Genomic DNA, 25,705 nt, shown 5'->3' with positions numbered 1-25,705 from the left:
TACTTGATTTCAATATAGTAAACCTCGTAGTTTTGTACTATTGAAAAAAAGTTATGTTACAATTCTTTGCAAAGTATAAATTTTTTGGAATCGTACTCTTTGTCCTTTCTGTTATTATTATTTCAATCATCTACTCAATTTTAAAGCCAAACCGTGTACTACCGGTCTACGAGCCTGATATGGTGAATAAGGAATTAGTGGATAGTACTATGCAAGAAGTTCGTAAATACCACAAGATTCCTGACTTTAGTTTAATAAATCAAAATGGTGAAATTGTAACTCAGGAGAATTATGACAATAAGATTTATGTAGCCGATTTCTTTTTTACCACCTGTCAAACCATATGTCCTATTATGACAGGGCATATGAAGCAGATACAGAATGAAGTTAAAGATGATGAGGAGGTCTTATTGCTTTCGCACAGTGTAACCCCCAAAATTGACGATGTGGCAAGATTGAGGCAGTATGCAACTGATAAAGGTGTGATTGATAAGAAGTGGAATCTCGTAACGGGGGATAAAAAGCAAATCTATAATTTAGCACGTAAAGCGTATTTGGTTGCTAAAACTGAAGGGGATGGCGGACCATATGATATGGTGCACACCGAAAATTTTGTGTTGGTGGATAAGAAAAATCGAATCAGAGGTTTTTACGACGGTACCAATCCTGAAGCTATAGAGGTTTTATTAGAAGATATAGCGCTTCTCAAAAAAGAGAAGTAGTATTTTAACAAGACACAAAGTTTTATTTTAATTTTGGCTTTTTGGTTCAGCATTTTTCACGTATTTTTGCCTTGTTTAAATTTAATCTAAATAAGATTTGAAAGTTACTATAGCGAATCTCAAACGCGGTCAGCGTGCTTTGATCAAAGAAATTACTTCAGATATTATTCCTTTAAAGTTATTGGAAATGGGGTGTCTTCCCGGTAACGAGGTTCAGTTATTAATGACTGCTCCTTTCCAATGTCCGATGTATTTAAACGTAAACGGAAGTCATTTGGCAATCAGGAAAGAAATTGCATCTCAAATTGAGATACAAATCATCTAAATTTCCCAAACTTCAATGGCAAAGCAGATTAAAGTCTCACTTATCGGAAATCCGAACACCGGAAAAACATCTGTCTTTAATTTACTTACAGGTCTTAATCAACAGGTAGGGAATTATCCTGGAATCACTGTAGAAAAGAAAGAAGGTATCTGCAAGTTGGCCAGAGGAGTCAAAGCACATATACTCGATTTACCGGGCACCTACAGTTTAAATGCTTCTTCTCTGGATGAGAATGTGGTTATTGAATTATTATTAAATAAAAAGGACAAGGATTTTCCGGATGTTGCTGTTGTAGTAAGCGATGTAGAAAACCTTAAGCGTAATTTACTGCTTTTTACACAAATAAAAGATCTTGAGATACCCACCATATTAGTTATTAATATGGCAGATCGTATGAAACGAAAAGGGATCTCACTAAATATCCCGCTACTGGAGCGAGAGCTAAAGACCAAAATTGTTTTGGTGAGCGCGCGTAAGCGAGAAGGCATCGAAGAACTAAAATCCTTAATTAGTACGTATACACTATTGCCTACTACTCCCTGTGTAAACGCTTTGTCATTTGATGATGACTATTTTGAGCGTTTACAGAAAGTTTTTCCGAATCAATCTTTGTATAAATTGTGGTTGGTTATTACACAAGATGTAAATTTCAGAAAAGTTGATAAAAAAACTGTTGGGATTACTCCTGATTTTCAGATTAAAACGGAAAGCGAATTAAAAAGATATCAGCAAAAGGAGGCGATTAAAAGATATCAGTTTATCAATACTGTGCTTAAAGAGGGGATGGTCGTTGATGAAAAAGCAGCAACCGGTCTAAGAGCTAAATTAGATAGAATACTTACTCATAAATTTTGGGGCTATTTTATTTTCTTCGCCATTTTGCTACTTATCTTTCAGGCAATATATGATTGGTCATCCTATCCTATGGATCTTATTGATGAAGGTTTTGCCTGGTTGAGCGAGACAATTAGAGTGTCTTTGCCTTCGGGACCCTTTATTGATTTGATAACGGATGGTATAATTCCCGGCTTGGGAGGAATTGTAATTTTTATTCCGCAGATAGCGTTCTTATTCTTGTTCATTTCAATACTGGAAGAGAGTGGCTACATGAGTAGGGTAGTATTTTTGATGGATCGTGTAATGCGTCGGTTTGGATTGAGCGGTAAGAGTGTTGTACCCTTAATTTCTGGAACGGCTTGCGCAATTCCTGCTGTAATGGCAACCAGAAATATTGAAAATTGGAAAGAACGATTAATAACAATTTTAGTCGTCCCCTTTACAACCTGTTCTGCGCGATTACCCGTGTATCTTATAATTATTTCGTTAGTAATACCCGAAGAAAAGGTGCTTTGGTTTTTTAGTTATCAAAGTATTGCGTTGATGCTACTATATTTTATTGGATTTGGAGCGGCCATAGGATCCGCATGGATATTGGATAAAATTTTGAAGATTAAAGGAAAAACATATTTTGTTGTTGAGATGCCGGGATACAAAATTCCGTTGTTTAAAAATGTTTTCATCAATGTGGTCGAAAAGACTAAAGCTTTTGTTTTTGGTGCTGGTAAAATTATTTTAGCTATTTCTATTGTATTATGGGTGTTGGCAAGTTATGGTCCGACGGACAACTTTAATAATGCTGAGCAAATAGTAGGAGAACAATTATCAGACGCTTCTCAAGAGGAACTGGAGCGTGAGATTGCCTCTTATAAGCTAGAACATTCATTTATAGGTTATGCAGGTAAGGCCATTGAGCCCATTGTTGCCCCGCTTGGATATGATTGGAAAATAGGAATTGGGATTATAAGTTCGTTCGCCGCGCGCGAAGTGTTTGTAGGCACCTTAGCAACTATTTATAGTGTGGGTAGTGAGGAGGAAGAAACAATTAAGAACAGAATGGCTGGAGAGGTGAACCCTATTTTGGGAGGTCCACTTTTTAATCTGGCAAGTGGTATTTCACTTTTATTGTTTTATGCTTTTGCAATGCAGTGCATGAGTACTTTGGCTATAGTTAAAAGAGAAACGAATAGCTGGAAATGGCCAATACTGCAGTTTTTCGTAATGACGGGTATGGCGTATATAATCGCTTTGTTCGCTTATCAATTATTAAAATAGGTATAAGATTTTGTACCTTTATAATACATCAAATTGACATTTTTATGAATCTAATAATTCAAAATATCTTAGTTGTACTTGTGGTATTATCCGCGATAGGATTTTTAGTTAAAAAATTCATTTGGAATCCAATACCTTCTTCTGCTGGTTCAAAAAAAGAAATGTCCGCATGCGCCAAGCATAAGTGTGGGTGTCATTAATCTACTTACTTTTTTGATGTTGAAGCTTTTTGTTTTTACTGATGAGATACACTCCGATTACAATCAAACCACAACACAATAGCTTTTCAAGGGTTATATCACCTTTGTATTGACTATCAACGAGATAATAACTCATGGCAGCAACAAGTAGCATTGCCATCGCTGGTTGTACATAAATATAACTGCCCGAAACTGCCGGCTTTACAAACTGTAACGCAAACATATTAAGTAAATAGGCTAAAAATGTAGGCCCGATAACCACGTAGCTCAGTGAGATCCAGTTTGAAATCTCAAAAGAATTAAAGTCGGTTGCCAAAAGATCTTGTATGCAAAAGGGAAACATGTATAAAAAACCAAATGAAAAGGTCCATCCAATTACGGTTATAGGTTTGTATTTCAGCATTAAAGGTTTGACCAGTACTAGATAAAAGGCAAATGCGAGTGCATTAATTCCTACAAAAATGTTTCCGATTAAGGAGCCCGATCCCAGAGCTGAATTTCCAAGATATATCAAAAGTACTGCCCCGCTGGCACCCAATAAGACACCCACTATCCTCGGTGCAGTTAATGCTTCTTTCAAAAGAAAATAACTAATAATCACGGTGAATATGGGTATAGCTGTCACAATTATTGCGGCATCAACTGGTGAGGTCAAACTCAAACCATTCATCGAGAAGAATTGATTGGTTGCAACACCCAGCAGTCCGCATAGCGCTAACCTACCAATATCCTTTCGATCAACCCGTTCTTTCTGGAACGACTTCAGAATGAAAAATAAAAACCCTGCAACTGCAATTCGTATAAATACTAAAGCTGAAGGTCCAATTTTATTAGGCATCAATCCTTTTGCGATAAGATAGTTAGCTCCATAGATGACATTCACACTCAATAGTGCAATATGAGCTTTAGCAGTATTTGATATCATGCAGCAAAGAAACGCATTTCTTTTTCCAAACCTGAGTCTTCACTCGTCTTATTCGATGAGTACAAGTAAGGAATATTTTACAGCAGTCAAACTAGAATCTGCAACAGGATAAGGTTCAAGATCGTAAGCAATTATATGACGGTCCTGTGATGTGATAATTTGTTTAGTGGTTTGTGGAGTAATATGGTCGACCCCAAAATAAAGTTTTTCTTCCTGACTCCCTTTAGGGGTTTCAATCTGAATAAGAGCAGTTGCTTTACCAGAGGTGATACACTGTACACCGATTGGGCATCTGGAATCTTCGGTAACTTTTATAAAAGTAACCGTAATGTCATTAAGCTTCACAGATTCACCTGTTTTTATCTTAGTTACTATCCTTGGAGAAGTCACAGGGATCGAGTCTTGCGCTTGGATAGTTAAAAAAGACATAATTAATGCTATTAATAGAAGACACTGTTTCATTATATTTTAGATTTGATCTTAAATATATGAAATCTTCGTGAGTTCTTATAATGAAAGAACTGATAGGATTTTTTCGGATAAGGTATGCAGAAAAAGAAAGCCATTATAATCGGAGCGGGTATCGCAGGTATCGCTAGCGCCATTAGATTACGATCTTTAGGGATAGCCGTTGAGGTATATGAACAAAACACCTATCCCGGAGGAAAATTGTCGCAAATGAGCTTGGGTGGGTATCGTTTTGATTGTGGGCCATCTTTATTTACGATGCCTCATTTTGTGGAAGAGCTATTTGAGCTTTCGGGAAAAAAGGCTGAAGAACACTTTTCATACCTGAAGAAAGATGTAGTTTGTAATTACTTTTACAATGATGGGGTTAAATTCACCGCTTTTGCTGATAAAGAAAAATTTGCAAAAGAAGCATCTCTGGTTTTTAAAGATGAAACTGCCAGCGTGATACGTTATTTTCAGCGGAGTCAGTTAAAATATAACCTTACAGCATCCCTTTTTTTGGAAAAATCTTTACATAAAGTATCCACTTACTTATCGATGGACACATTAAAGTCGGTACTTCAATTACAAAAACTTAATGTAAATACGACGTTAAATGACTATAATGAAAGAAGTTTTAAGGACCCTAAATTAATTCAATTATTTAATCGTTTTGCCACCTACAACGGTTCTTCTCCTTATAAAACTCCGGGTATTATGTCAATGATTCCTCATTTGGAACAACATTTTGGCACATTTTTTCCGAAAGGCGGTATGCATGCAATAACCCAATCCCTATATGATTTGGCAATCGAATTGGGAGTCAAATTTCATTTTTCAGCTTTCGTTGAAGAAATTCTGACACAAAAAAACAAAGCATACGGTATTGTAGTTGACAACCAAGCTGTCAATGCGGATATAATAATTTCTAATATGGATATTGTTCCAACGTATAGAAAATTATTACAAAAACACAAAGCTCCTGAAAAAATATTGAAACAGGAACGTTCAAGTTCCGCTTTAATTTTTTATTGGGGAATAAAGAAACAGTTTCCCGAGTTGGATTTGCATAATATCTTTTTTGCAAAAGATTATAAAAAAGAATTTGAAGCTATCTTTGAAAATAATGCAATTTCTAATGACCCTACGGTTTACGTCAATATTACCTCAAAGCATGAAACTGCTGATGCTCCGCCGGGTTCAGAAAACTGGTTTGTCATGGTGAACGCACCGGGAGATACAGGTCAGGATTGGGATGAAATTATAGCAGAGACCAAAGAGAATATAATCTCAAAATTAAATAGAATTCTTAAAGTTGATATGAAGTCTCTCATAGAACACGAAGCAATTCTCAATCCTGCTACTATCGAAAGCACTACACAGTCATATCAGGGATCCTTGTATGGAGCAGCAAGTAACGATAAGTTTGCAGCATTTATAAGACATCCAAATTTTTCAAAAAAAATAAAACATCTCTATTTTTGTGGGGGGAGTGTGCATCCGGGAGGCGGCATACCCTTATGTCTCTTGTCCGCCAAAATTGCTGCGGATATTATCAAAAAAGATTATAAATTGTAGGCTGTATATTTATTGATAAAGATTGCTTATTAAACCTGCACCCTTGATGCTAATAGAACCTCTGATTTCGTACAAACTTAAAATTTCGATATTCTTTGTTTGGCTTTTCAATGTTTCAGGGATTGTTGGAATTATTTTAGGGTATGAAACCTGGTTTTTAGCATTAACCCCTCTCACTTTATCCCTTAACCTTTTGTTGCTAATTATAAATCATAAAGAAATGTCGCTATTGCTTCTCGCGATGCTAATTCCTTTTGGGTTGGGAATGATCTCTGAGTTATTAGGCGTGAATTTCGGATTAATTTTTGGAGATTATGCGTATGGAAATAATTTGGGGGCCAAATTATATGGCGTTCCATGGATTATTGGCGTGAATTGGGCAACGCTTACTTACTGCACTGCTGCCATAGCCAGAAAAATGACACAAAGACTAATTCCGGCTTCGCTAATAGCAGCTTCGCTTATGGTAGTGTTGGATTTGGTGATAGAACAATCTGCTCCACGATTTGATTTCTGGGAATTTAGAAATGGAGTGGTGCCTTTACAAAATTACATTGGCTGGTTTGGTGTGGCATTGTTAGCTCATATATTCTTTCAGAGAATAATTCGCTCATATTCCTATACGATAGCTATTCATACCTATGTGGCAATGGCCATATTTTTTCTTACTTTTCTATTTCTATGAAATCTTACGACTATATCATTGCCGGTACTGGAGCATCAGGGTTAATGCTTGCCTATGCTATGGCTAATGATGCGTTTTTTAAAGATAAACGAATCTTGTTGTTGGATAAGGAAAAAAAGCAGGCTAATGATCGTACCTGGTGTTTTTGGGAGCAAGGAAAGGGTGTGTGGGACGAAGTAGTGACCAAAGAATGGAACACAATTTTGGTAGCGGGCAAAAATTTCTCACAATCTTTGGCAATAGCACCGTATACTTATAAATTTATTAGAAGTAAAAGTTTTTACGTTTATATCTATGAAAAATTAAAAGTTGCCCCGAATATTGAAATCACAAACGGAGTAATTCTCGCAATTAATGACCAAGAGAAAAGCGTAGTAGTTAAGACGAACAACGTAACATATCAGGCACAGAAGGTTTTTACAAGTATTTTGCCTGATTTTGAATATAAAAAGCAGGACAAATATCCGGTTCTTCAACAACATTTTATAGGTTGGTATATAAAGGTTGACAAGCCTAGCTTTGACGATCAAGTTGCTACGTTTATGGATTTCTCGGTCGCACAACAGGGTAATACGCGTTTTATGTATGTATTACCTATAAGTTCCACGCTGGCACTTTTTGAATACACCTTGTTTTCAGAGAAGTTGCTCTCTAAGGCAGCTTATGAAGAGGCAATAGCTGAATATTTAAGTAAAAAAGGGATAACAACATATAAAATTATAGAGATAGAACAAGGGAGCATCCCGATGACTTCTTATCCGTTTTCGGATAAAAACACTAAGAATGTACTTCACATAGGAACGGCTGGTGGGTGGACAAAGGCAAGTACTGGATTTACTTTTAAAAACAGCTCGAGAAAAGTGAGTGCGCTGGTATCGTTCTTAAAACATACGCAGGACTTAACTAAATTTGATAAAAAAAACAGGTTTTGGTGGTATGACTTGTTACTCTTGGATGTATTAGCAAGGCATAACGATAAAGGCGCATTATTATTTACCAAACTGTTTAAAGCAAATAAAGCAACACGTATTCTTCAATTTCTTGATGAGAAAACTAACATATATCAGGAATTGAAGATTATGAGTAGTATGCCGCCGTTATTATTTATAAAAGCAATGATAAGAAGGGCCAACAAGATATTTTAGAAATTTACATTCCTCGCTCTTTCTGGATGTCTTCATATGCTTTTTGAACCGCTCTAAATTTGGCTTCAGCTCCCTTGATGTGCACTTCATCCATATGTTGCACTTTGTCCGGATGATATTTCTTTGCCATGGTTCTAAAGGCTTTTTTTACCTCGGCATCGGTGGCGGATTTTTCAATTTCAAGGATAGTATATGCATGATCTGCGGTTTTGAAAAACATGGCTTTTATACTTTCAAAATCACTGAAACCTACACGTAAGAAACCTGCGATACGTTGAATTTCGTTAGCCTCTGCTTCACTTACACGTCCATCTGCATTAGCAATACCAAACAAAAAGTGAAGAATTTGCAGTCTTGAAGCATAGCGTGTTCTGGGAATCAAAAAGGAGCAAATGCGCTGTGCAGAAATTTCTCTGTTCTTTATTACCTCATTAAAAGTTTTAAATGTCGCATTAGCACGATCTTTTCCATAGGCGCTAACAAAGTATTGTCTAACATAGTCCAACTCGGTTTGATTGATAGAGCCATCTGCTTTAATGACAATCGATGATAGCGAAAGCAGATTCAGTTCAAAATCCCCGGGGCTTACCTGTTGTTCTTGAGTGAATGTTTTGGTGAAACTAATTTTATTCTTACCCATTGCTGCTTCAATAAAACTTCCAACTAGAAATCCAAGAATAGCTCCCGGAAATCTAAAAAGTATATAGCCAACAACGGCGGCAAACCATTTGATCATGCTTTTATTTTTAAGGCGGTAAAGATAAATGATATTATTAGAATATTACTTACTAAGGTACTTCGAATCTAAAATACAGGTCTACGGTTTTTTGATTGCGATGTAATATCTCAAAGAGTTTTGCGACTACATGACAGTGATTAAACTATGGTACATAATTTGTACCTTTACAAAAAAAATTAATCGAAAAAAATAAGATATGTATCCAGCAGATTTAGTTAAACCAATGCGTGAAGATTTGACCCAAATTGGTTTTGAGGAACTACATACAGCAGATGCTGTAGAGCAAGCTATAGCAAAAGAGGGAACTACCTTAGTAGTGGTGAATTCGGTTTGTGGATGTGCTGCCGCCAATGCAAGACCAGGAGCTAAAGCCTCTTTAGGAAACGATAAAAAACCTGATAACCTAGTGACTGTTTTTGCAGGTGTTGATAAAGAAGCAACTGATAAAGCACGTGGATTTATGGTACCGTTTCCACCATCGTCTCCATCTATGGCACTTTTTAAAGATGGTGAATTGGTTCACATGTTAGAACGTCATCATATTGAAGGCAGACCTGCAGAGATGATCGCCGAAAATTTGAAAGACGCTTATAACGAGCATTGTTAACCTTAGGTACTAAAAGTATTGAAAAACCACTTGTGTAAGCAAGTGGTTTTTTATTTAAAACTTAGCACTTTTGACAAATGGGATCTCCCGAATTTGGATTTCCACCGCCACCGTCGCATCCGCAATTTGTACCACCATTACCATTTACTTTTCTCATAACTTTTTTGTCCAATACTTGAACACCTTTTAAATTCAGAATTTCTTTTAACATTTCTTAAGAATTAGGTTAATAAAATGATTGTCTTCATAAGATATTTAAAAATTAACATATAAAAAGTTAATTTTTAGTTAATATCTTGAGTTTTACAATTGAAGCGGAGGATAGTAACAGATCTTAACTAGTAATTAATTTTTGTAAAAATAGATTGGCTAACAAAAAATAATGTAAGACCTTGCAAGGAATTAGATTATATTATTTTCATTATTTTTAAAGTTACTTATGGGAGTAGTTAAGAGGATTATTTCATATCCGCTTTCTGTAATTTTTTATTTGTTTTTTGGATTAACGCTGGTTGTATTTCATCCTATACAATGGTTTAGTTACACAGTTGGTGGGCCAAAAATGCATCGAGGCTCAGTGAATTTGATGAACCTGTTTTTATTGCGATGTCTTCATTTGTTAGTGGTGCGCGTGTCCTATAAAAACAGGCACACTTTACCAAAAAACCGTTCGTTGATTATCGTATCAAACCATCAAAGTATGTTTGATATTCCTTTATTATCTTGGTATTTGAGGAAATATAAGCCTAAATTTATTTCTAAAATTGAATTAGGAAAAGGGATTCCAAGTATTTCCTATAATCTTAGGAAGGGCGGAAATGTGTTAATAGATCGCAAAAATCCGAAGCAATCACTTCCTGCCTTGACAAAATTTGGTAAGTTTATATCAGAAAACAACTTTGCTGCCGTTATTTTTCCTGAAGGAACACGAAGTAGAACTGGAAAGCCAAAAGATTTTGCCCAAACAGGCCTTAAAATTCTTTTAAAAAATGCCCCAGATGCCTTAGTCGTTCCTGTTACAATCAATAACAGCTGGAAATTATTAGAATATGGAAATTTTCCAATGGGAATAGGGATTCATTTAACATTAGAAGTTCAAGAACCTATTGAGATGGGAACATCATCGGTAATAGATGTGATTGAACTAACAGAAAGCAGGGTAAAAGCTGCAGTTCATTATTAAAAAAATTGCGTTATGGCTATAGATAATATTAGATTAGAAGTTATGCAACTTCTTGAAAAGAAAATCGGAACGTTTATTGATAAGTTCTTGATTCCTGTTGATACCGTATGGCAACCAACAGATTTTTTACCAAACTCTCAGAATGAAGATACTTTTTTTGAAGAAGTCAGAGAGTTACGAGAGCTAGCCAAAGAATTGCCTTATGATTTCTGGGTGGTTCTTGTAGGAGATACCATCACCGAAGAAGCTTTGCCAACCTATGAGTCGTGGTTGATGGATGTAGAAGGAGTTAATCAGCATGAAGGTTCAACCGGAAACGGCTGGTCTAAATGGGTTCGATATTGGACAAGTGAAGAAAATCGTCATGGCGATACACTTAACAAATATCTCTACTTATCAGGACGCGTAAATATGATTGAAGTAGAGCGTACTACGCAACATTTAATCAATGATGGTTTTGATATTGGTACGGATCGCGACCCATATAAAAACTTTGTATATACTAGTTTTCAGGAACTTGCCACAAATATTTCACACAGCCGTGTGGCAAAAATGGCAAAACAGTACTCTAACAAGTCGTTGGCAAAAATGTGTAAAATTATTGCAGGAGATGAGATGCGTCATTTTAATGCGTATAGCGAATTTGTCAAACAAATTTTTGAGGTGGATCCAAGTCAGATGATGGTTGCTTTTAGTGATATGATGAAGCATAAAATTGTGATGCCGGCTGTTTTCTTAAGAGAATCCGGAAATGCAATTGGTACAGCCTTTGAAGAATTCTCAAATGCAGCGCAACGTCTTGGGGTATATACCTCACAAGATTATATAGATATTATGCAACGTCTTATCGATAAGTGGGAAATTGATAAGCTTGGGGGTCTTACAGATGAGGCTGAAAAAGCCAGAGATTATGTAATGCGATTGCCTGCAAGAATGCAAAGAATAAGCGAACGATTGGTGATTCCTGAAGAAGAGTTTGAATTTAAATGGGTCAAACCGGCACTGGTGAAATAATTCAATTATGTTACATTCTGAGGTAATCGAGCAGACCGTTGCTTTTGTCAAAGAAACATTGATAGGAGCAGAGGGAGGTCATGATTGGTTTCATATTGAGCGTGTCTATAAAAATGCACTACGGATTGCTAAAGATGAAAATGTAGATCCTTTTATCGTGGCGTTGGGTGCATTGTTGCACGATATTGCAGATTCAAAATTCCATAACGGTGATGAAACCGTGGGCCCACAAAAGGCAAAAGAATTTTTGACTGCCTTAGAAGTAGCTCCCGAAGTAATTGATCACGTTGTAAAGATCATTAACAACATTTCTTTTAAAGGTGGAAATACAAAACAGCAATTTAAGTCACCAGAATTGGACGTGATACAGGATGCAGATCGATTAGATGCCATTGGTGCCATCGGTATTGCGCGATGTTTTAATTACGGGGGATTCAAAAATAGAGGTTTATATGATCCTGAAATTGCACCTAATTTAAGTATGAGTAAGGAAGAATATAAAAATTCTGAAGCTCCCACAATTAACCATTTCTACGAGAAACTATTACTGCTCAAGGATAGAATGAACACAGAAACGGGAAGCCGTTTAGCTCATAATCGTCACATTTATATGGAAGGATATCTAAAACAATTCTATGATGAATGGAATGGTGTTGTTTAAATTCAAAATAACGTAAGTTGCCCATTTTTAAAGGACTGATGCATCGAGGTGTTTAAAGTCGATTTCTTCTTATTTTTGAAATATCGTGTTCTGGCGATAGTAAAAAGTTGTGCTATTTGATCTGCCACCTGGCCATCACCCTTCATGCGTCTCCCGTAAACACTATCATTCAACGCGCCATTATGACATTCTTTAATTTGATTCAGAATCTTATCCTTCCGATCGGGTAACGTTTTTTCTAGCCAAGTTGTGAATATCTGACCGATCGCTCCGTTCAATCGAACGATTGTATAATTTATAGTGTCTGCTCCCAGTTCTGATACCTTTTTACAAAGTGGGAGTATTTCGTGGCTATTTATTGAAGGTATAATAGGTGCCATCATAATGTGTGTGGGAATGTTATTATCTGTCAACGTTGATAATGTTTGTAGACGCTTTTTGATACTTACCGTACGTGGTTCTAATATATTTTTGGTGTCTTCTTCAAGCGTAGTAATAGATAAGTGAACAGATACAAGCTGATGTTGATGTAAAGCATTCAATAGATCTAAATCTCTTAAAATCAATGAATTTTTAGTGATTATGCTTACAGGGTGCCGGTATTTCCAAAAAACTTCTAGCAATTTTCGAGTGATTTGATATTCCTTTTCAATGGGTTGGTAGCAATCCGTATTTCCCGATAGGACAATGGGAGCTGCTTTCCACGAGGTACTTTTTAGCTTTGCTTCCAATAATTCTGGTGCATTTTTTTTGATCAGAATTTTACTTTCAAAATCCAGTCCTGCATTGTATCCCCAATATTCATGTGAATTACGCGCATAACAATATACGCACCCGTGTTCGCAGCCTTGGTAAGGATTTAGAGAGAATGTCAATCCAAGATCAGGACTATTTACTTTGTTGATAATTGTCTTAGGAAATGTATCAATACAGCTAGTCTTGTTGGACATAGTAGATTCGTCGTTAGCAAAACAATAATTCAAAAAATCTGATCTCAACTCATGACTCAAACTTTCAAAACGGTTGTCAATAGGGTCTTGAGCGCCCCTTCCCTTTAGTCTTTCGTGTGCTTTCATATTGCTATAATTACGGTTTAAAAGTAAAACTTTTGTTGGAATAATTCCCAGTAAAAATGGAATAATTCCAAATAAACAAAGTATTTTTGTATAAGTAAGATTGGACTACATATCCAAGTAGGAAAATTCTTAAAATCTTAGGCGTGTATACAAATGTGTGGAGTGATGAGGAAGGATGATTATATATATGATATCGCACTATCGTTTGCGGGAGAGGATCGCAAGTACGTAGAACAAGTTGCATCCGAACTGCAGAAGAGAAATATTAGAGTTTTTTATGATATGTTTGAAGAAGCAAATCTCTGGGGTAAGAACCTCTATAATTACCTTTCAGAAATTTATCAAAACAAAGCTCGTTTTACACTTCTCTTTATATCAAAGGCGTATAATGAAAAGCTATGGACTAATCATGAGAGAGTGTCTATGCAGGCAAGAGCATTTCAAGAGAGTAGAGAGTATATATTACCGGCAAGATTTGATAGTACAGCAATTCCGGGAATACTTAATACGGTAGGTTATATTGATTTACGTAATAAAACACCGGATCAGTTAGTAGATTTGATCGAGAAAAAAATATCAAAAGAGCAAACGTTCTTAAGTAAGAAATGGTCCAAGCTAACAACTTTTATTAATCCTAAACCTTTTATATTTACTATCAAAACGGTGGATACTAAAGGATCGCCACTAAGAGGATGCCATATTGTATTAGTAGCTAACAATGCCACATATCTTGAAAGCCATACCGATGATAAAGGATTGGCTCATTTTATCATACGTACAAAAGACAGTTATACAGTACTAATTGCACATTCCCTACATCCTAGTGAGATATTATATAATGTTGATCCAAAAGTAGATATTAAGGTTGAAGTTCAAAACTCAACCACCATGGCGTCAATGACATTTTATAAATCAGGAAGTTTACCGGGAATGGCTTCTTCTATCCAGCCTTTGATAAATGCCGAGGGCTCATTACAGTTGTTTGCAGACAATATAGCAATTGAGGGTGGTGTAGAACAACCTTTTGTTTTCAAGTTAAATAAGGCCATCAGGTTAGAAGATAATGAGGGAAATTCTTTACATTTAACCTTTCGTTATTTTAAAGGAAGAATTGCGCTGATTGATTATAGCAGGGTATAACATCCGATAGGTGTCTGAGAAATCTTGTATGGATAGGACAGTAGCATTTAAATAACGTATCATTTTCATTACTAAACAACAATTTAATACCAACCAATAAGATGAAAAAGATCATAATCTGCGTTTTTAGTTTCTTAATTTTGTCTTGTCAAAATGAGCCAAAAAAGGAAGAACAGGCGATAAAAACCTCTGAAAAAGAGGAAGAAGTAACTGCAGTTACTGATAATTTTGGGATTGTACTACATGGTGGTGCAGGTACTATCTTAAAAGAAAATATGACAGCCGAAAAAGAAGCTGCCTATAAAGCAAAATTAGAAGAGGCAATCAAAGTTGGACATGACATTTTAAAAAATGGCGGTACAAGTATGGAAGCTGTTCAAAAAACTATTAACGTCCTGGAAGATTCACCTTTATTTAATGCCGGAAAAGGCGCTGTTTTTACAAATGATAGCACTAATGAACTTGACGCGTCAATCATGGACGGAAGCAATTTGGACGCAGGGGCAGTGGCCGGAGTAACTACTGTGAAAAACCCAATTAATTTAGCTATCGAAGTAATGAAAAATTCACCACATGTGATGCTTTCAGGTAAAGGGGCTGAACAATTTGCTAAGGAACGGAATTTGGAAATTGTGGATCCAAAGTATTTTTATACAGAAGAGCGTATGAAATCACTGGAACGCGTAAAAGAAAAAATTAAAAACAAGGAAGCTAACAAGACCACAGCCTTCTACGATATTGATATTAAGGATTCAAAATTTGGAACCGTAGGATGTGCGGCTTTGGATAAGCAGGGCAACTTAGCTGCGGGGACTTCTACGGGTGGAATAACCAATAAAAAATGGAACCGAATTGGTGATGCACCAATTATTGGAGCCGGTACATACGCCAATAATGCTACCTGTGCAGTTTCCAGTACGGGTTGGGGAGAATATTTTATCCGTGCGATGGTAGCACATGATATCTCTGCACTGATGGAATACAAAGGGTTATCATTAAAAGAGGCGTCAGAACTTGTTATACAAAAAAAAGTTGCTGATTTAGGTGGTGATGGCGGTATCATTGCTATTGATAATAAAGGGAATGTGGCGATGGAGTTTAATACCGCTGGAATGTATAGGGCTGCAATGAATGCGAGCGGAGAATTAACCGTGGGAATTTATAAAGAAAACGAATAGCCCAGGCTATCACTAATTTTTAAATAGTTAATGAGATATTTTTTTTACGTTGGGCTTTTAGCTTTAACGAGCTTATCTTGTACACAAAATAAGTCCGTAGTAAGCAAGGTGCATGGAATTCAACATCAGGTGGATAGCACCTTGGTGACCGATATAGAGGTTGATTCATTTATCAAACCCTACCGCAAACATCTAAATGCTACACTGGATGCTTCGCTAAGTATAGCCACCATGGATATAACGAAATTTGATGGCGAATTGGAGAGTAGTTTAGGAAACTTGATTGCCGACCTCTCGCTTGAGCAAGTTCAGCCTGTATTTAAAAAACGATATAATGACGAGATTGATTTTGTAATGCTCAATCATGGTGGATTACGTGCACCGATTCTCAAAGGTAACGTTACTGCGAGAACCGCTTTTGAAGTAATGCCATTCGAAAACGAGCTCGTAGTGGTTCAGCTAGATTACAAAGGAGTAATGGAACTGATCAAATATGTCATGGAAAAAGAAAGTGCCCACCCTACATCGAATTTAAAGTTAGTATTTGATAAAGATTCAAAACGCATTAAAGAACTTTTAGTAAATAGCAAATCTTTAAAAGAGGATAGAAAATACAATGTGTTAACTTCAGATTATTTGAAAGATGGAGGTGATAATATGATATTTTTCAAAGAAGCAGATACTTTTTTTAGTACAGAGTATAAATTGCGCAATGCATTAATCGATTACTTCACTAAAAAAGATACTTTGATTACCGTTTTGGATAAAAGAATACAATATGCAAAATAGAAGAGTTTTTGTAAAACAAATGGCTGCTGCCTCGGCATTAGTCAGTATTGGCGGATTGGGGTTAAGTTCCTGCGAAGCTTCCAAAACTAAAAAAATTACAATCCTGCATACGAACGATGTGCATAGTCAAATAGATCCGCTACCAGATAATCATTATAAATATCCTGGTTTAGGTGGTTTTGCACGCAGAGCATCCTTAATCGATCAGGTGCGTAAAGAAAATCCGAATACGTTGCTTCTCGACGCAGGGGATATTTTTCAAGGGACTCCTTATTTTAATTTTTACGGAGGTGAATTAGAGTTTAAGTTAATGTCAAAATTGAAATATGATGTCGCCACCATAGGAAATCATGATTTTGACAATGGAATTAGCGGACTACTAGCTCAGATGCCACACGCTACGTTTGACTTTGTTTTAGCAAACTACGATTTCGCAAAAACAGATTTATCAGAATTTGTTAAACCCTATCGAATTATTGAAAAAGAAGGAATCAAAATAGGGATTTTTGGTCTCGGAGTGGAACTTGAAGGACTGGTAAGCAAAAAGCTATATAAAGAGACAAGGTATCTTGATCCTATCGAAATTTCTCAGGATATCGTCTCTGTTTTGAAGCATGAACAAGGTTGTGATTTAATTATTTGTCTTTCTCATTTAGGGTATTCTTACAAAAGCGATAAGGTATCTGATTTGGTTTTGGCAAAAGCAACACAAAACATAGACCTAATCATAGGAGGTCATACGCATACTGTACTACCGACTCCTGTTCAAATACGGAACGCTGCCGGTCAAGCGGTGTTGATCAATCAATGCGGTAAAAGTGGGGTGTATATGGGACAGATAGATTTTTATTTTGATGATAAAGAAAAAGTTTCTTCCACAGGCAGAACTATCGTAGTTTAAATAAAAAATGCCACTTAAATTTACTGTTTAAGTGGCATTTTTTATTGGGTTATATTGCTCTTAATTAATTGTAGCACCAGGATTGACATTAGCTTCATCCGGGTTGACAAATACCAACGTACCTTCAGGAGTTTCTGTCATAAGTATCATACCTTCACTTTCTACGCCGCGTAGTTTTCTTGGTGCAAGATTGATAAGTACAGTTACTTTTTTTCCAATAATATCCTCAGGGGTAAAATGCTCAGCAATACCCGAAACGATTGTTCTTGTATCTAAACCGGTATCAACTTTTAGAACTAAAAGCTTTTTGGCTTTAGGCATTTTTTTTGCTTCGACAATAGTACCAACACGCATATCAAGCTTTGCGAAATCTTCAAATGTGGTGATTTCTTTTTGGGGAGCTATGACCTTATTTTCAGCTTCATTAGCTTTCTTTGTAGCTTCTAACTTATCCAATTGTTGTTGTATTTCTTGATCTTCAATTTTTGCAAAAAGCAATTCACCTTTACCGATCGTATGTCCTGAGCGAAGTAAAATTTCTTTAGAAGAAATATCATCCCAGGAATTTTCTCCAGAGATACCGGATAATTGCAGTATGTTTTTTAATTTTTCTGAAGTGAAAGGCAAAAACGGCTCTGATAATGTTGCTAATGCGGAAGCAATTTGCAGTGCTACATACATTATGGTTTTTGTTCGTGCTTCATCAGTTTTTATAAGTTTCCATGGTTCCTCATCTGCCAGATACTTATTTCCTAATCGGGCGACATTCATTAGCTCCTGACTTGCTTCTCTAAAACGGTAGCGTTCAATAGAACTCGAAATTACAGCAGGATATGCTTGTAATTCAGCTAATGTTTGATTGTCAATCTCAGAGAATTCACTAGGTTCAGGTACGACTCCTCCATAGTACTTGTTGGTTAACACCACAACACGGTTGATAAAGTTTCCAAAAATAGCTACCAACTCATTATTATTACGGGCTTGAAAATCCTTCCATGTAAAATCGTTATCTTTAGTTTCCGGTGCATTCGCTGTCAAGGCATATCGCAATACATCTTGTTTTTCAGGAAAATCTACTAAATACTCGTGCAACCATACCGCCCAGTTTTTTGAGGTTGAAAGTTTATTGCCCTCAAGGTTCAGAAACTCATTAGCCGGTACGTTATCAGGTAAAATATAACTCCCTTCGGCTTTTAACATACTCGGAAAGATAATACAATGAAATACGATATTATCCTTACCAATAAAATGTACTAATTTGGTGTCTTTATCTTTCCAATAAGGCTCCCAGTCTTTACCCTCACGGGCTGCCCATTCTTTGGTAGAGGAAATATATCCTATAGGGGCATCAAACCAAACATAGAGCACTTTTCCTTCCGCTCCCTCCACAGGAACCGGAATACCCCAATCCAAATCACGTGTTACAGCTCTGGGGCGCAGTCCATCATCTATCCAAGACTTGATTTGACCATATACGTTGGTTTTCCAATCCTTCTTATGACCTTCTAACACCCATTCTTTTAAGAAATCTTCATATTGATCTAAGGGTAAAAACCAGTGCTTTGTTTCCTTAAGTACCGGGACAGCACCGGATATGGTTGATTTTGGATCAATAAGATCTGTAGCATTAAGTGAACTACCGCATTTTTCACATTGATCGCCATATGCTTCGTCATGACCACACTTTGGACAGGTTCCCGTAACAAAACGATCTGCTAAAAACTGATCAGCTTCCGGATCATACAATTGCTCAGAAGTTTCTTCGATAAATTTACCATCGGCGTATAATTTTTTAAAAAAATCTGAAGCTGTTTCGTGGTGAATCTCTGCCGAAGTGCGGGAATAATTATCAAATGATATCCCAAAGTCTTGGAATGACTGTTTTATGATTGAATGATATTTGTCAATAATAACTTGCGGGGATACACCTTCTTTTTTCGCGCGCATTGGGATAGCGGCACCATGCTCATCGCTACCACAGATAAAAGCTACATCATTTCCATTCATTCGTAAGTACCGCGAATAAATATCTGCAGGCACATAAACTCCGGCCAAATGTCCAATGTGAATAGGTCCGTTAGTATACGGTAATGCTGCGGTAATGGTATATCTCTTTGGTGCGCTCATAATTCAAAAATAAGGCACAAAGGTACTAAACAATGCTGTATGATTAACAGCTAAACATAGGTTTTGTTGCGAGTGCTTCCAGAAAGTAGATTAGATGATTAATTAATCAATAATGCTTTACTATAACTAGAACTACTGGTTTGTATACGATACACATATTGTCCGGTACTCAATTGTGTGTCAACCACTTCTTTCACATTTATTTTATGTCGCCCTCGGGTAACAATTTCATTTTTTAGGGTAGCCACTTTTTGTCCGACGATATTGTAGAGGACCACATCTATATGTCCTGCTTCTAAAGCTGTAAAATTAATTACGGTTTGACTATCTGCTTCGTAAGTAACAAAATGATCAAATCCGTCACTTTCTGAAGGACTTCGGGTAGTTCCGGAACAGTTAAAGCCTAAATCTAACGATTCAAATTCGCCCCCCATGATTGCTTTGCCTGCAACGGCGGGATCAATACATAACCATTCCTTCATAACAGTGGCATACACTTGCCTAAAATCGGTTGTATTTGTAACGTTACCTCCGCGGGTAAGATTTGTAAGATCCGGATGTTCACCGACAAAACCATTGCCATTAAGACCTGTTCCAAAAAACATCATGGCTGCAGCTGTACCATGATCCGTTCCTAAGGAACCGTTTTCATTAAAACGACGGCCGAACTCAGAAATAGTCATAGTAAGCACTTTATCATCCCATCCTGCTGCTCTCAAATCTGTATAGAAATTACTTACAGCTTCAGAAAACTGGGACATTAATTCTTGATGACGAAGTACTTGATTGTTATGTGTGTCAAAACCACCTAGTGTAACCATGTAAACTTTTGTTCCCAAATTACCTTTAATCAGGCGTGAGATCACATTGAATTGTCTTCCGAGGCTATCATTTGCATAGCCACCAAAATCTACAGAGCTCTCGTAAGCTTGACCTATAACTTCTGCATAACTAAAAGTTGTGTTCGTTATTTCTCTAAGATATTTTGCTTTCTCACCATGTGTACAGTTTGATAATTGATCAAATCCATAAGAGGTGCCATTTTCTGCAATCTGAAGCAAGCGTGTCGGACTTGATACCGCAAATGAAAAATCATTTTCAGGTCCTTTAAAGATTAAATTACCAATACTTCCAATTTGAATAGATGGCGGACTTGGTGGTGGATTAAAGATGTAATCGGGATATATATCTTGAAAATAGCGTCCCATCCAACCACTTCGATCATCTTCATTAACAAAATTAGTGTTGGCCCAAATATCTGATCCTTGAAAATGAGATAGCGAAGGATCCTCATACCCTACGCCATGTACAACTTTCATCTGACCATCTCCCCATAGACTTTCTAATTTATTCATGGGTTTAGGCATGGCAAATTTATCTTTTTCCAAGTTGATAAATTCACTAGGTGGTATTTTAATCAATGGACGAGCATTTGCATATACGTCATAGTCATATACCGGAATAATGGTATTAAAGCCGTCGTTCCCACCACTAAGGCGGCAAAGGATAAGGATATTATCGTTTTCTACCTGACTTAGCGCCATCGTTAAAGGTGAGGGTTTAGAAACAGACATGGCTGTATTAGCCATCATAATAGATCCGCCTCCGGCCAAACCTAAAGCTTGTAAAAAAGATCTACGATTCCAGGGTTTATGATCTTCTGGATTGCAAGTTCCTTTTTTTCTAATATTTGGGTTATAGTTGGGTGTGCACATGGTGGGAGTAGGTTATTTTAATTGAAATTCTGGAATCTCTGCAATATAATCAAGTAGGGTATAGAGTTGATTGGCAACATCGGGATAGCTTAACGTCCAGGTACCATCTTCATAATAATTTTCAGGAACACTGTCGCCCTTAAAAATACCTAAGGCTTCGGTAAATATTACAGGATCGGTAATACCACGACTAAAAAAATAGTTAGTAATGGTTCGTACTACTAATTCTACGTCGTCGGTGCTTGCCGTTAACGTTCCATCAGCGAGTGCTCCAATAGGCAGTCCAATTAAAAAATCACTAAACTGATTTTGATCATGATTCCACGCTCTGTTGCTAACATATCGAATGCTTTCCCATCGTCCTATGAGTAGATCGGGACTAATCCAATCCTCATCTCCTTGCCAACCGGCAACATCGTAGGGATTGAGCACATCTTGTCCTAAAACCTTAAAAGTGTTTACATAATAATCCTCCAAATCTGTTTGGGTAGTCAATGTGAAACTAACTTCATTATAAAATGATGGATGTAAATCACAGGGACTTTTTATAATGACTCCTATTGCTTCCTCATTAAAGAAATGTTCACTTTTAAAAAGCTCTCTAAGGACCGGAGCAATATCAAAATTAGAGGTGATTAATATTTGTGCCATAGCGTCAACAATCACCTCACTAGATGTTGGACTTACAAAATAGCGATACAATTTGCCGCAAATAAATTTGGCAATCAATTCTGTTCGTTGCGTGAATAAAATATTAATTACATCATCATATCCCCAATTACCTGTTTGACCAAAAATCGTTTTTGTATCGTTACTAAATTTAGCTGCATTAAAAGTAATGGGTCCTCCACCTACATCATTTTTTTCTACCCAACCTGTAAGGGCTTTTGCAGTTTGAATGATATCATCTTCTGTGTAACCATTGTCTACGCCAAGCGTAAACAACTCATACAATTCTCTGGCATAATTTTCATTCGGCCTCCCTTTAGTGTTTTCGTCTCCGTTTAAGTAAACCAGCATCGGAGCCGAAATCCCTACATCATATACAAAATCCCGAAAATTACGAACAGCATGATATTGTAGTAAGTTATAATATTGATACTGGTAGGCGGGACTTCCGATCACATCATCTTCAGTAACAAAATGATTACTCCAAAAAAGTGTCATTCGGTCACGCACTTTATTTTGGAGGATATCGCGTACCATAGTCTTTTTTCCTTCTTTTCGGTAGAATCCGGTTTTCTCCGGTGCATTTTCAAAATCTTCGTTTACCCAGTATCCCCAGGCAGGAGCAGTTGTAGGTAAAAGGCTTATAGCATCATCGATTAATTGATCCACCAACGCGGATGGATCGTTTTGTGATAACGCGGCAGTTACTTCTGATTTTGAAGCACCAAAAGCAATTCTTCGATACAAATGATGAATTTTTTGGACATTCCAAGGGTTTGAAGCCGTAGGGATATATGGATCCAAACTGGCCAGATTACAGGTGATATCATTGATCATGAGCTACAGCTTTGGGGTTGTAGGTTAATATAAAATAACAATTATATAATTGCTATGAACGAAACTCTTTGTTAATTAGTATCCTAAAGTAACTAAAATTAAATGATTTTACCAGATTTTTTAAATAAAGGAGATAAAGTTGGTGTCCTTTCAACGGCAAGAAAGATCGACAAACGGGATATTGAGCCCGCTTTAGGTAAGCTGCAATCTTGGGGCTTACAGCCTATACTTGGTCCAACGATTGACTTGGAATGTAATCAATTTGCAGGATCAGATGAGGATCGAATTCAGGATTTCCAAAACATGCTGGACAATCCCGAAATCAAAATGATCTGGTGTGCCCGTGGAGGCTATGGTACGGTTCGTATTATCGATGCTCTTGATTTCACCAATTTTATAAAACAACCTAAATGGATAGCCGGCTATTCTGATGTTACAATTTTACATTCTCACTTGCATACGTTGGGATACGCTACGCTTCATGCCCCACTGGTAATGGACTATATGAATACTACCAAAGAAGCTTATCAAAACTTTCAAAATATAATATTTGGAAAGTATTCTGAATGCAAGATAGCTGCTTCAAAAGAAAATAGAATTGGAGATGCTACTGGTCAATTGATAGGAGGAAACTTGTCTATTTTATATTCTTTAAGTGGATCAGTATCGGTAATGAACACAAAAGGGAAAATATTATGTATTGAAGATTTGGATGAATATTTGTATCATGTAGATCGTATGTGTCAGAGTTTAAAACGAAGCGGGATATTCGAGGGTTTATCCGGACTCATTGTTGGCGGCATGACTAAAATGCATGACAATACCATTCCGTTTGGAAAAGGTGCGAAACAAATTATCCTTAATGCAGTAAGGGATTACGATTTCCCTGTAGTTTTTGATTTTCCTTTTGGGCATATAGAGGATAACCGAACGCTGTTGTTCGGTGCAAAAGCTACCCTAAAAGCTTCAAGTACAGAAGTAACCCTAAAGTATGTGTAACTATGGCAGGTCATAATGAATTAGGAAAAGAAGGAGAAAAAATGGCTATTGCATTTTTGCAAAAGAAGGGTTACGCAGTTTTGGAAACCAATTACCGATATCAGAAAGCTGAGATTGATATTGTAGCTCAAAGTAAAAACACAGTAGTGGTAGTTGAGGTTAAAACTCGGAGTACGCCCGAGTTTGGTAACCCCCATGAATTTGTAAAACCAAAACAAATACAATCGTTGGTAAAAGCAATTGACCATTACATCAACACTAATGATTTGGATATGGAGGTTCGTTTTGATATTATTTCTATTATAAAAAACAAAGCGGGCACCAACCTCGAACATCTGGAAGATGCTTTTTATCATTTTTAATTACGTATGCTACTTAAATTATTTATGCTTATTTTTTCTATTTTAGCCACCAAATAAAACCAATTAAATATGAAAATTTATTACACTTTACTTTTATTAGTCTTGCTTGCAGGTATTAGCTGTTCAAAAGACGATAGCGGTAATCCAGAGCCAAATCCTGAAAATCCTAAAACCGGAGAAGAGGTAATAAATGATAGTATCATATTTTTTACACTTAATGTCAAGAAATATTGGCAAGAAAATGGTTTTTATAAATCGGGATATATTATTATTAACGATGAGGACGGTAGATTGATCGATTATAGAAAGATTAAGAATGATTCGCAATATGTTTTTAAAGCTAAGAAAACTGAAGTGTTAGATAAATTTACGGTTACTAGATTTGTCAATGGAGGTTCAAATTCTTTAAACGTCAATATTGCGGATAGTTATCACAATATTGAAAAAGATGCAGTGTGGAATTTAGGTGGAGTGGTAGCTAATTCAGATTCAGGGAATCAGGCAAATAGAGTGCTTTTTAATCTTCAAGTAGAAAACATCTCAGGATGGACTGATTATGCTCTCTCAAATAATAAAGGTCATTTAACAAATGCAATAAGTGAAGACCTTTCTTCTATAGATTTTTCTACTATTTCGATGGTCGAGAATGATATATTTATGTTGACTATTCATTTTGAATCACAACCTTCAAAATATATGCTTTTGGAGGGAATAAAAGACGGGGATCTTCTTACTGTAAACGGAAATGATTTACTACCATTTGATTCTTCGATTCAAGTGAATTTGCCTAATGATGGTTATGTTTATACTAAAAATTTGAGAGCTGATCATCGGGATAGTTCAACTTTTATCACTAATAATGGTGTAGAAATTAAACCGAGGATATCTGATAATTTAGAGCTACTTGATGCTTTTAGTAATTACATAATCGCAATTCGAACTTCTGATCCTGAAAAGGATTTGAGTTATTCATACAATTATTCTACATTATCACCAAAGAATATAAATGTTCCTGCCTTAAATTCTGATTTTATGTTAATCAATAGTAATTTTCATGCATTTGAATTCGAAACAAATCAAGAATATGACACAAAAATTTCAGTGTGGAGAAACGATCTTAATTCTTCATTGAATTCTATTAACATTTTAACTTTCAATAGTAATGAGCAGGATTTTAGTGGAATGCCAGAATACCCAACTGAATTATTTATTTCATATCCTGAGTTCGATCTAGAAACGTTGGAATATGAAAGAACCTCTTTAACTAAAGGTTGGATCCCATATACCGATTTCTTTAAGAATAATGCAGTTGAAGACGACAGTCAAGATACAACATCTGAAGTTTTTAGATTTACCAACCCTGCTTTGAAGAATAAAAAAAGTAGTATAAATGATTTAAGAATGAACTCATTTTTAAATGACCAAGAAATTAACTTATTAGGCAGAAAATAATTTCTTTACAAGGATTGAATATCAAAATCTGTTGCACAACTCAGGCTATACACCCTGAGTTGTGCAACAGATTTTTTAATTAGGGCACTTTGCTTCAGTCTTTCATTCAAGCGT

24 protein-coding genes are annotated in these 25,705 nt (G+C 36.3%); 17 read left to right on the top strand and 7 right to left on the bottom strand.

The features are described from left to right. Positions 1-53: 53 nt before the first annotated feature. The 3 genes from ACJRPK_RS01245 (at position 54) to feoB (ending at position 3,159) form a co-directional block, all read left to right on the top strand. Positions 54-722 (top strand): SCO family protein, encoded by a 669-nt coding sequence (locus tag ACJRPK_RS01245; protein ID WP_407138064.1) that lies wholly within the window; start codon positions 54-56, stop codon positions 720-722. 97 nt (positions 723-819) lie between these two features. After that, positions 820-1,047: a FeoA family protein gene (locus ACJRPK_RS01240; RefSeq protein ID WP_148781798.1), complete on the top strand. Its 228-nt coding sequence runs from the start codon at positions 820-822 to the stop codon at positions 1,045-1,047. Positions 1,048-1,062: 15 nt separating this feature from the next. Continuing rightward, the gene (gene feoB, locus ACJRPK_RS01235; RefSeq protein WP_407138063.1) at positions 1,063-3,159 is read left to right on the top strand and encodes a ferrous iron transport protein B; all 2,097 of its coding nucleotides are present in this window, start codon (positions 1,063-1,065) and stop codon (positions 3,157-3,159) included. A 201-nt stretch (positions 3,160-3,360) separates the two neighbouring features. On the opposite strand, the gene ACJRPK_RS01230 is transcribed toward feoB, so the two are convergent. After that, a complete protein-coding gene (locus ACJRPK_RS01230) occupies positions 3,361-4,284 on the bottom strand; it encodes a DMT family transporter (RefSeq protein ID WP_407138062.1) in 924 nt (307 codons plus the stop codon). Between the two features lie 48 nt (positions 4,285-4,332). Then, positions 4,333-4,746, bottom strand: coding sequence for a hypothetical protein (locus ACJRPK_RS01225; RefSeq protein WP_407138061.1), 414 nt, complete (start codon positions 4,744-4,746; stop codon positions 4,333-4,335). An 84-nt stretch (positions 4,747-4,830) separates the two neighbouring features. Between ACJRPK_RS01225 and crtD the strand changes: the two genes are divergently transcribed. Genes crtD through ACJRPK_RS01210 form a run of 3 tightly spaced genes read left to right on the top strand, consistent with a single transcriptional unit; the run spans position 4,831 to position 8,142 of the window. Continuing rightward, positions 4,831-6,312, top strand: coding sequence for a 1-hydroxycarotenoid 3,4-desaturase CrtD (gene crtD, locus ACJRPK_RS01220; protein WP_407138060.1), 1,482 nt, complete (start codon positions 4,831-4,833; stop codon positions 6,310-6,312). Between the two features lie 46 nt (positions 6,313-6,358). Further along, on the top strand, positions 6,359-6,997 hold the full coding sequence (locus tag ACJRPK_RS01215; RefSeq protein WP_407138059.1) for a carotenoid biosynthesis protein: 639 nt from the start codon (positions 6,359-6,361) through the stop codon (positions 6,995-6,997). Beyond that, positions 6,994-8,142, top strand: coding sequence for a lycopene cyclase family protein (locus tag ACJRPK_RS01210; RefSeq protein WP_407138058.1), 1,149 nt, complete (start codon positions 6,994-6,996; stop codon positions 8,140-8,142). The genes ACJRPK_RS01215 and ACJRPK_RS01210 overlap by 4 nt, the downstream gene beginning before the upstream one ends. A 4-nt stretch (positions 8,143-8,146) precedes the next feature. Here ACJRPK_RS01210 and ACJRPK_RS01205 read toward each other — a convergent pair whose 3' ends face one another. Further along, positions 8,147-8,878, bottom strand: coding sequence for a TerB family tellurite resistance protein (locus ACJRPK_RS01205; RefSeq protein WP_407138057.1), 732 nt, complete (start codon positions 8,876-8,878; stop codon positions 8,147-8,149). A 199-nt stretch (positions 8,879-9,077) separates the two neighbouring features. Here ACJRPK_RS01205 and ACJRPK_RS01200 point away from each other — a divergent pair, with 199 nt between their 5' ends. The 4 genes from ACJRPK_RS01200 (at position 9,078) to ACJRPK_RS01185 (ending at position 12,346) form a co-directional block, all read left to right on the top strand. Then, positions 9,078-9,488 carry a BrxA/BrxB family bacilliredoxin gene (locus ACJRPK_RS01200; protein ID WP_407138056.1) on the top strand — a complete coding sequence of 137 codons (411 nt, stop codon included), beginning with the start codon at positions 9,078-9,080 and terminating at the stop codon, positions 9,486-9,488. Positions 9,489-9,927: 439 nt separating this feature from the next. Next, the gene (locus ACJRPK_RS01195) at positions 9,928-10,671 is read left to right on the top strand and encodes a lysophospholipid acyltransferase family protein (RefSeq protein WP_407138055.1); all 744 of its coding nucleotides are present in this window, start codon (positions 9,928-9,930) and stop codon (positions 10,669-10,671) included. 12 nt (positions 10,672-10,683) lie between these two features. Further along, entirely contained in the window at positions 10,684-11,685 is a 1,002-nt protein-coding gene (locus ACJRPK_RS01190; protein ID WP_407138054.1) for an acyl-ACP desaturase, read from the top strand. Positions 11,686-11,692: 7 nt separating this feature from the next. Continuing rightward, the gene (locus tag ACJRPK_RS01185) at positions 11,693-12,346 is read left to right on the top strand and encodes an HD domain-containing protein (protein WP_407138053.1); all 654 of its coding nucleotides are present in this window, start codon (positions 11,693-11,695) and stop codon (positions 12,344-12,346) included. Between the two features lie 2 nt (positions 12,347-12,348). Here ACJRPK_RS01185 and ACJRPK_RS01180 read toward each other — a convergent pair whose 3' ends face one another. Beyond that, a complete protein-coding gene (locus ACJRPK_RS01180) occupies positions 12,349-13,422 on the bottom strand; it encodes a PA0069 family radical SAM protein (protein ID WP_407138052.1) in 1,074 nt (357 codons plus the stop codon). 165 nt (positions 13,423-13,587) lie between these two features. Here ACJRPK_RS01180 and ACJRPK_RS01175 point away from each other — a divergent pair, with 165 nt between their 5' ends. The 4 genes from ACJRPK_RS01175 to ACJRPK_RS01160 all read left to right on the top strand — a co-directional run bounded on the left by ACJRPK_RS01175 (position 13,588) and on the right by ACJRPK_RS01160 (position 17,430). Then, positions 13,588-14,562, top strand: coding sequence for a toll/interleukin-1 receptor domain-containing protein (locus tag ACJRPK_RS01175; protein ID WP_407138051.1), 975 nt, complete (start codon positions 13,588-13,590; stop codon positions 14,560-14,562). 101 nt (positions 14,563-14,663) lie between these two features. Then, a complete protein-coding gene (locus ACJRPK_RS01170; RefSeq protein WP_407138050.1) occupies positions 14,664-15,740 on the top strand; it encodes an isoaspartyl peptidase/L-asparaginase family protein in 1,077 nt (358 codons plus the stop codon). 30 nt (positions 15,741-15,770) lie between these two features. Then, positions 15,771-16,529, top strand: a complete 759-nt coding sequence (locus tag ACJRPK_RS01165; protein ID WP_407138049.1) for a 5'-nucleotidase C-terminal domain-containing protein — start codon at positions 15,771-15,773, stop codon at positions 16,527-16,529. Next, entirely contained in the window at positions 16,519-17,430 is a 912-nt protein-coding gene (locus ACJRPK_RS01160; protein WP_407138048.1) for a bifunctional metallophosphatase/5'-nucleotidase, read from the top strand. Before ACJRPK_RS01165 ends, ACJRPK_RS01160 begins: the two co-directional genes overlap by 11 nt. Before the next feature lie 60 nt (positions 17,431-17,490). On the opposite strand, the gene metG is transcribed toward ACJRPK_RS01160, so the two are convergent. From metG to ACJRPK_RS01145, 3 genes are all read right to left on the bottom strand, one after another. Then, on the bottom strand, positions 17,491-19,557 hold the full coding sequence (gene metG / locus ACJRPK_RS01155; RefSeq protein ID WP_407138047.1) for a methionine--tRNA ligase: 2,067 nt from the start codon (positions 19,555-19,557) through the stop codon (positions 17,491-17,493). Positions 19,558-19,655: 98 nt separating this feature from the next. Continuing rightward, positions 19,656-21,272 carry a DUF1501 domain-containing protein gene (locus ACJRPK_RS01150; protein ID WP_407138046.1) on the bottom strand — a complete coding sequence of 539 codons (1,617 nt, stop codon included), beginning with the start codon at positions 21,270-21,272 and terminating at the stop codon, positions 19,656-19,658. 12 nt (positions 21,273-21,284) lie between these two features. Beyond that, positions 21,285-22,778, bottom strand: a complete 1,494-nt coding sequence (locus ACJRPK_RS01145; protein WP_407138045.1) for a DUF1800 family protein — start codon at positions 22,776-22,778, stop codon at positions 21,285-21,287. 102 nt (positions 22,779-22,880) lie between these two features. Between ACJRPK_RS01145 and ACJRPK_RS01140 the strand changes: the two genes are divergently transcribed. The 3 genes from ACJRPK_RS01140 to ACJRPK_RS01130 all read left to right on the top strand — a co-directional run bounded on the left by ACJRPK_RS01140 (position 22,881) and on the right by ACJRPK_RS01130 (position 25,591). Next, a complete protein-coding gene (locus ACJRPK_RS01140) occupies positions 22,881-23,777 on the top strand; it encodes an LD-carboxypeptidase (protein WP_407138044.1) in 897 nt (298 codons plus the stop codon). 2 nt (positions 23,778-23,779) lie between these two features. Then, positions 23,780-24,139: a YraN family protein gene (locus tag ACJRPK_RS01135; protein ID WP_407138043.1), complete on the top strand. Its 360-nt coding sequence runs from the start codon at positions 23,780-23,782 to the stop codon at positions 24,137-24,139. Between the two features lie 69 nt (positions 24,140-24,208). Continuing rightward, a complete protein-coding gene (locus tag ACJRPK_RS01130) occupies positions 24,209-25,591 on the top strand; it encodes a hypothetical protein (RefSeq protein ID WP_407138042.1) in 1,383 nt (460 codons plus the stop codon). Positions 25,592-25,705 lie beyond the last annotated feature (114 nt).

This window comes from Aquimarina sp. 2-A2 (assembly GCF_045505135.1).
In the GTDB taxonomy this organism is placed as follows: Bacteria; Bacteroidota; Bacteroidia; order Flavobacteriales; family Flavobacteriaceae; genus Aquimarina; species Aquimarina intermedia.
The sequence above is the reverse complement of the archived record's forward strand: the minus strand, read 5'-3'. Positions and strand labels throughout refer to the sequence as shown.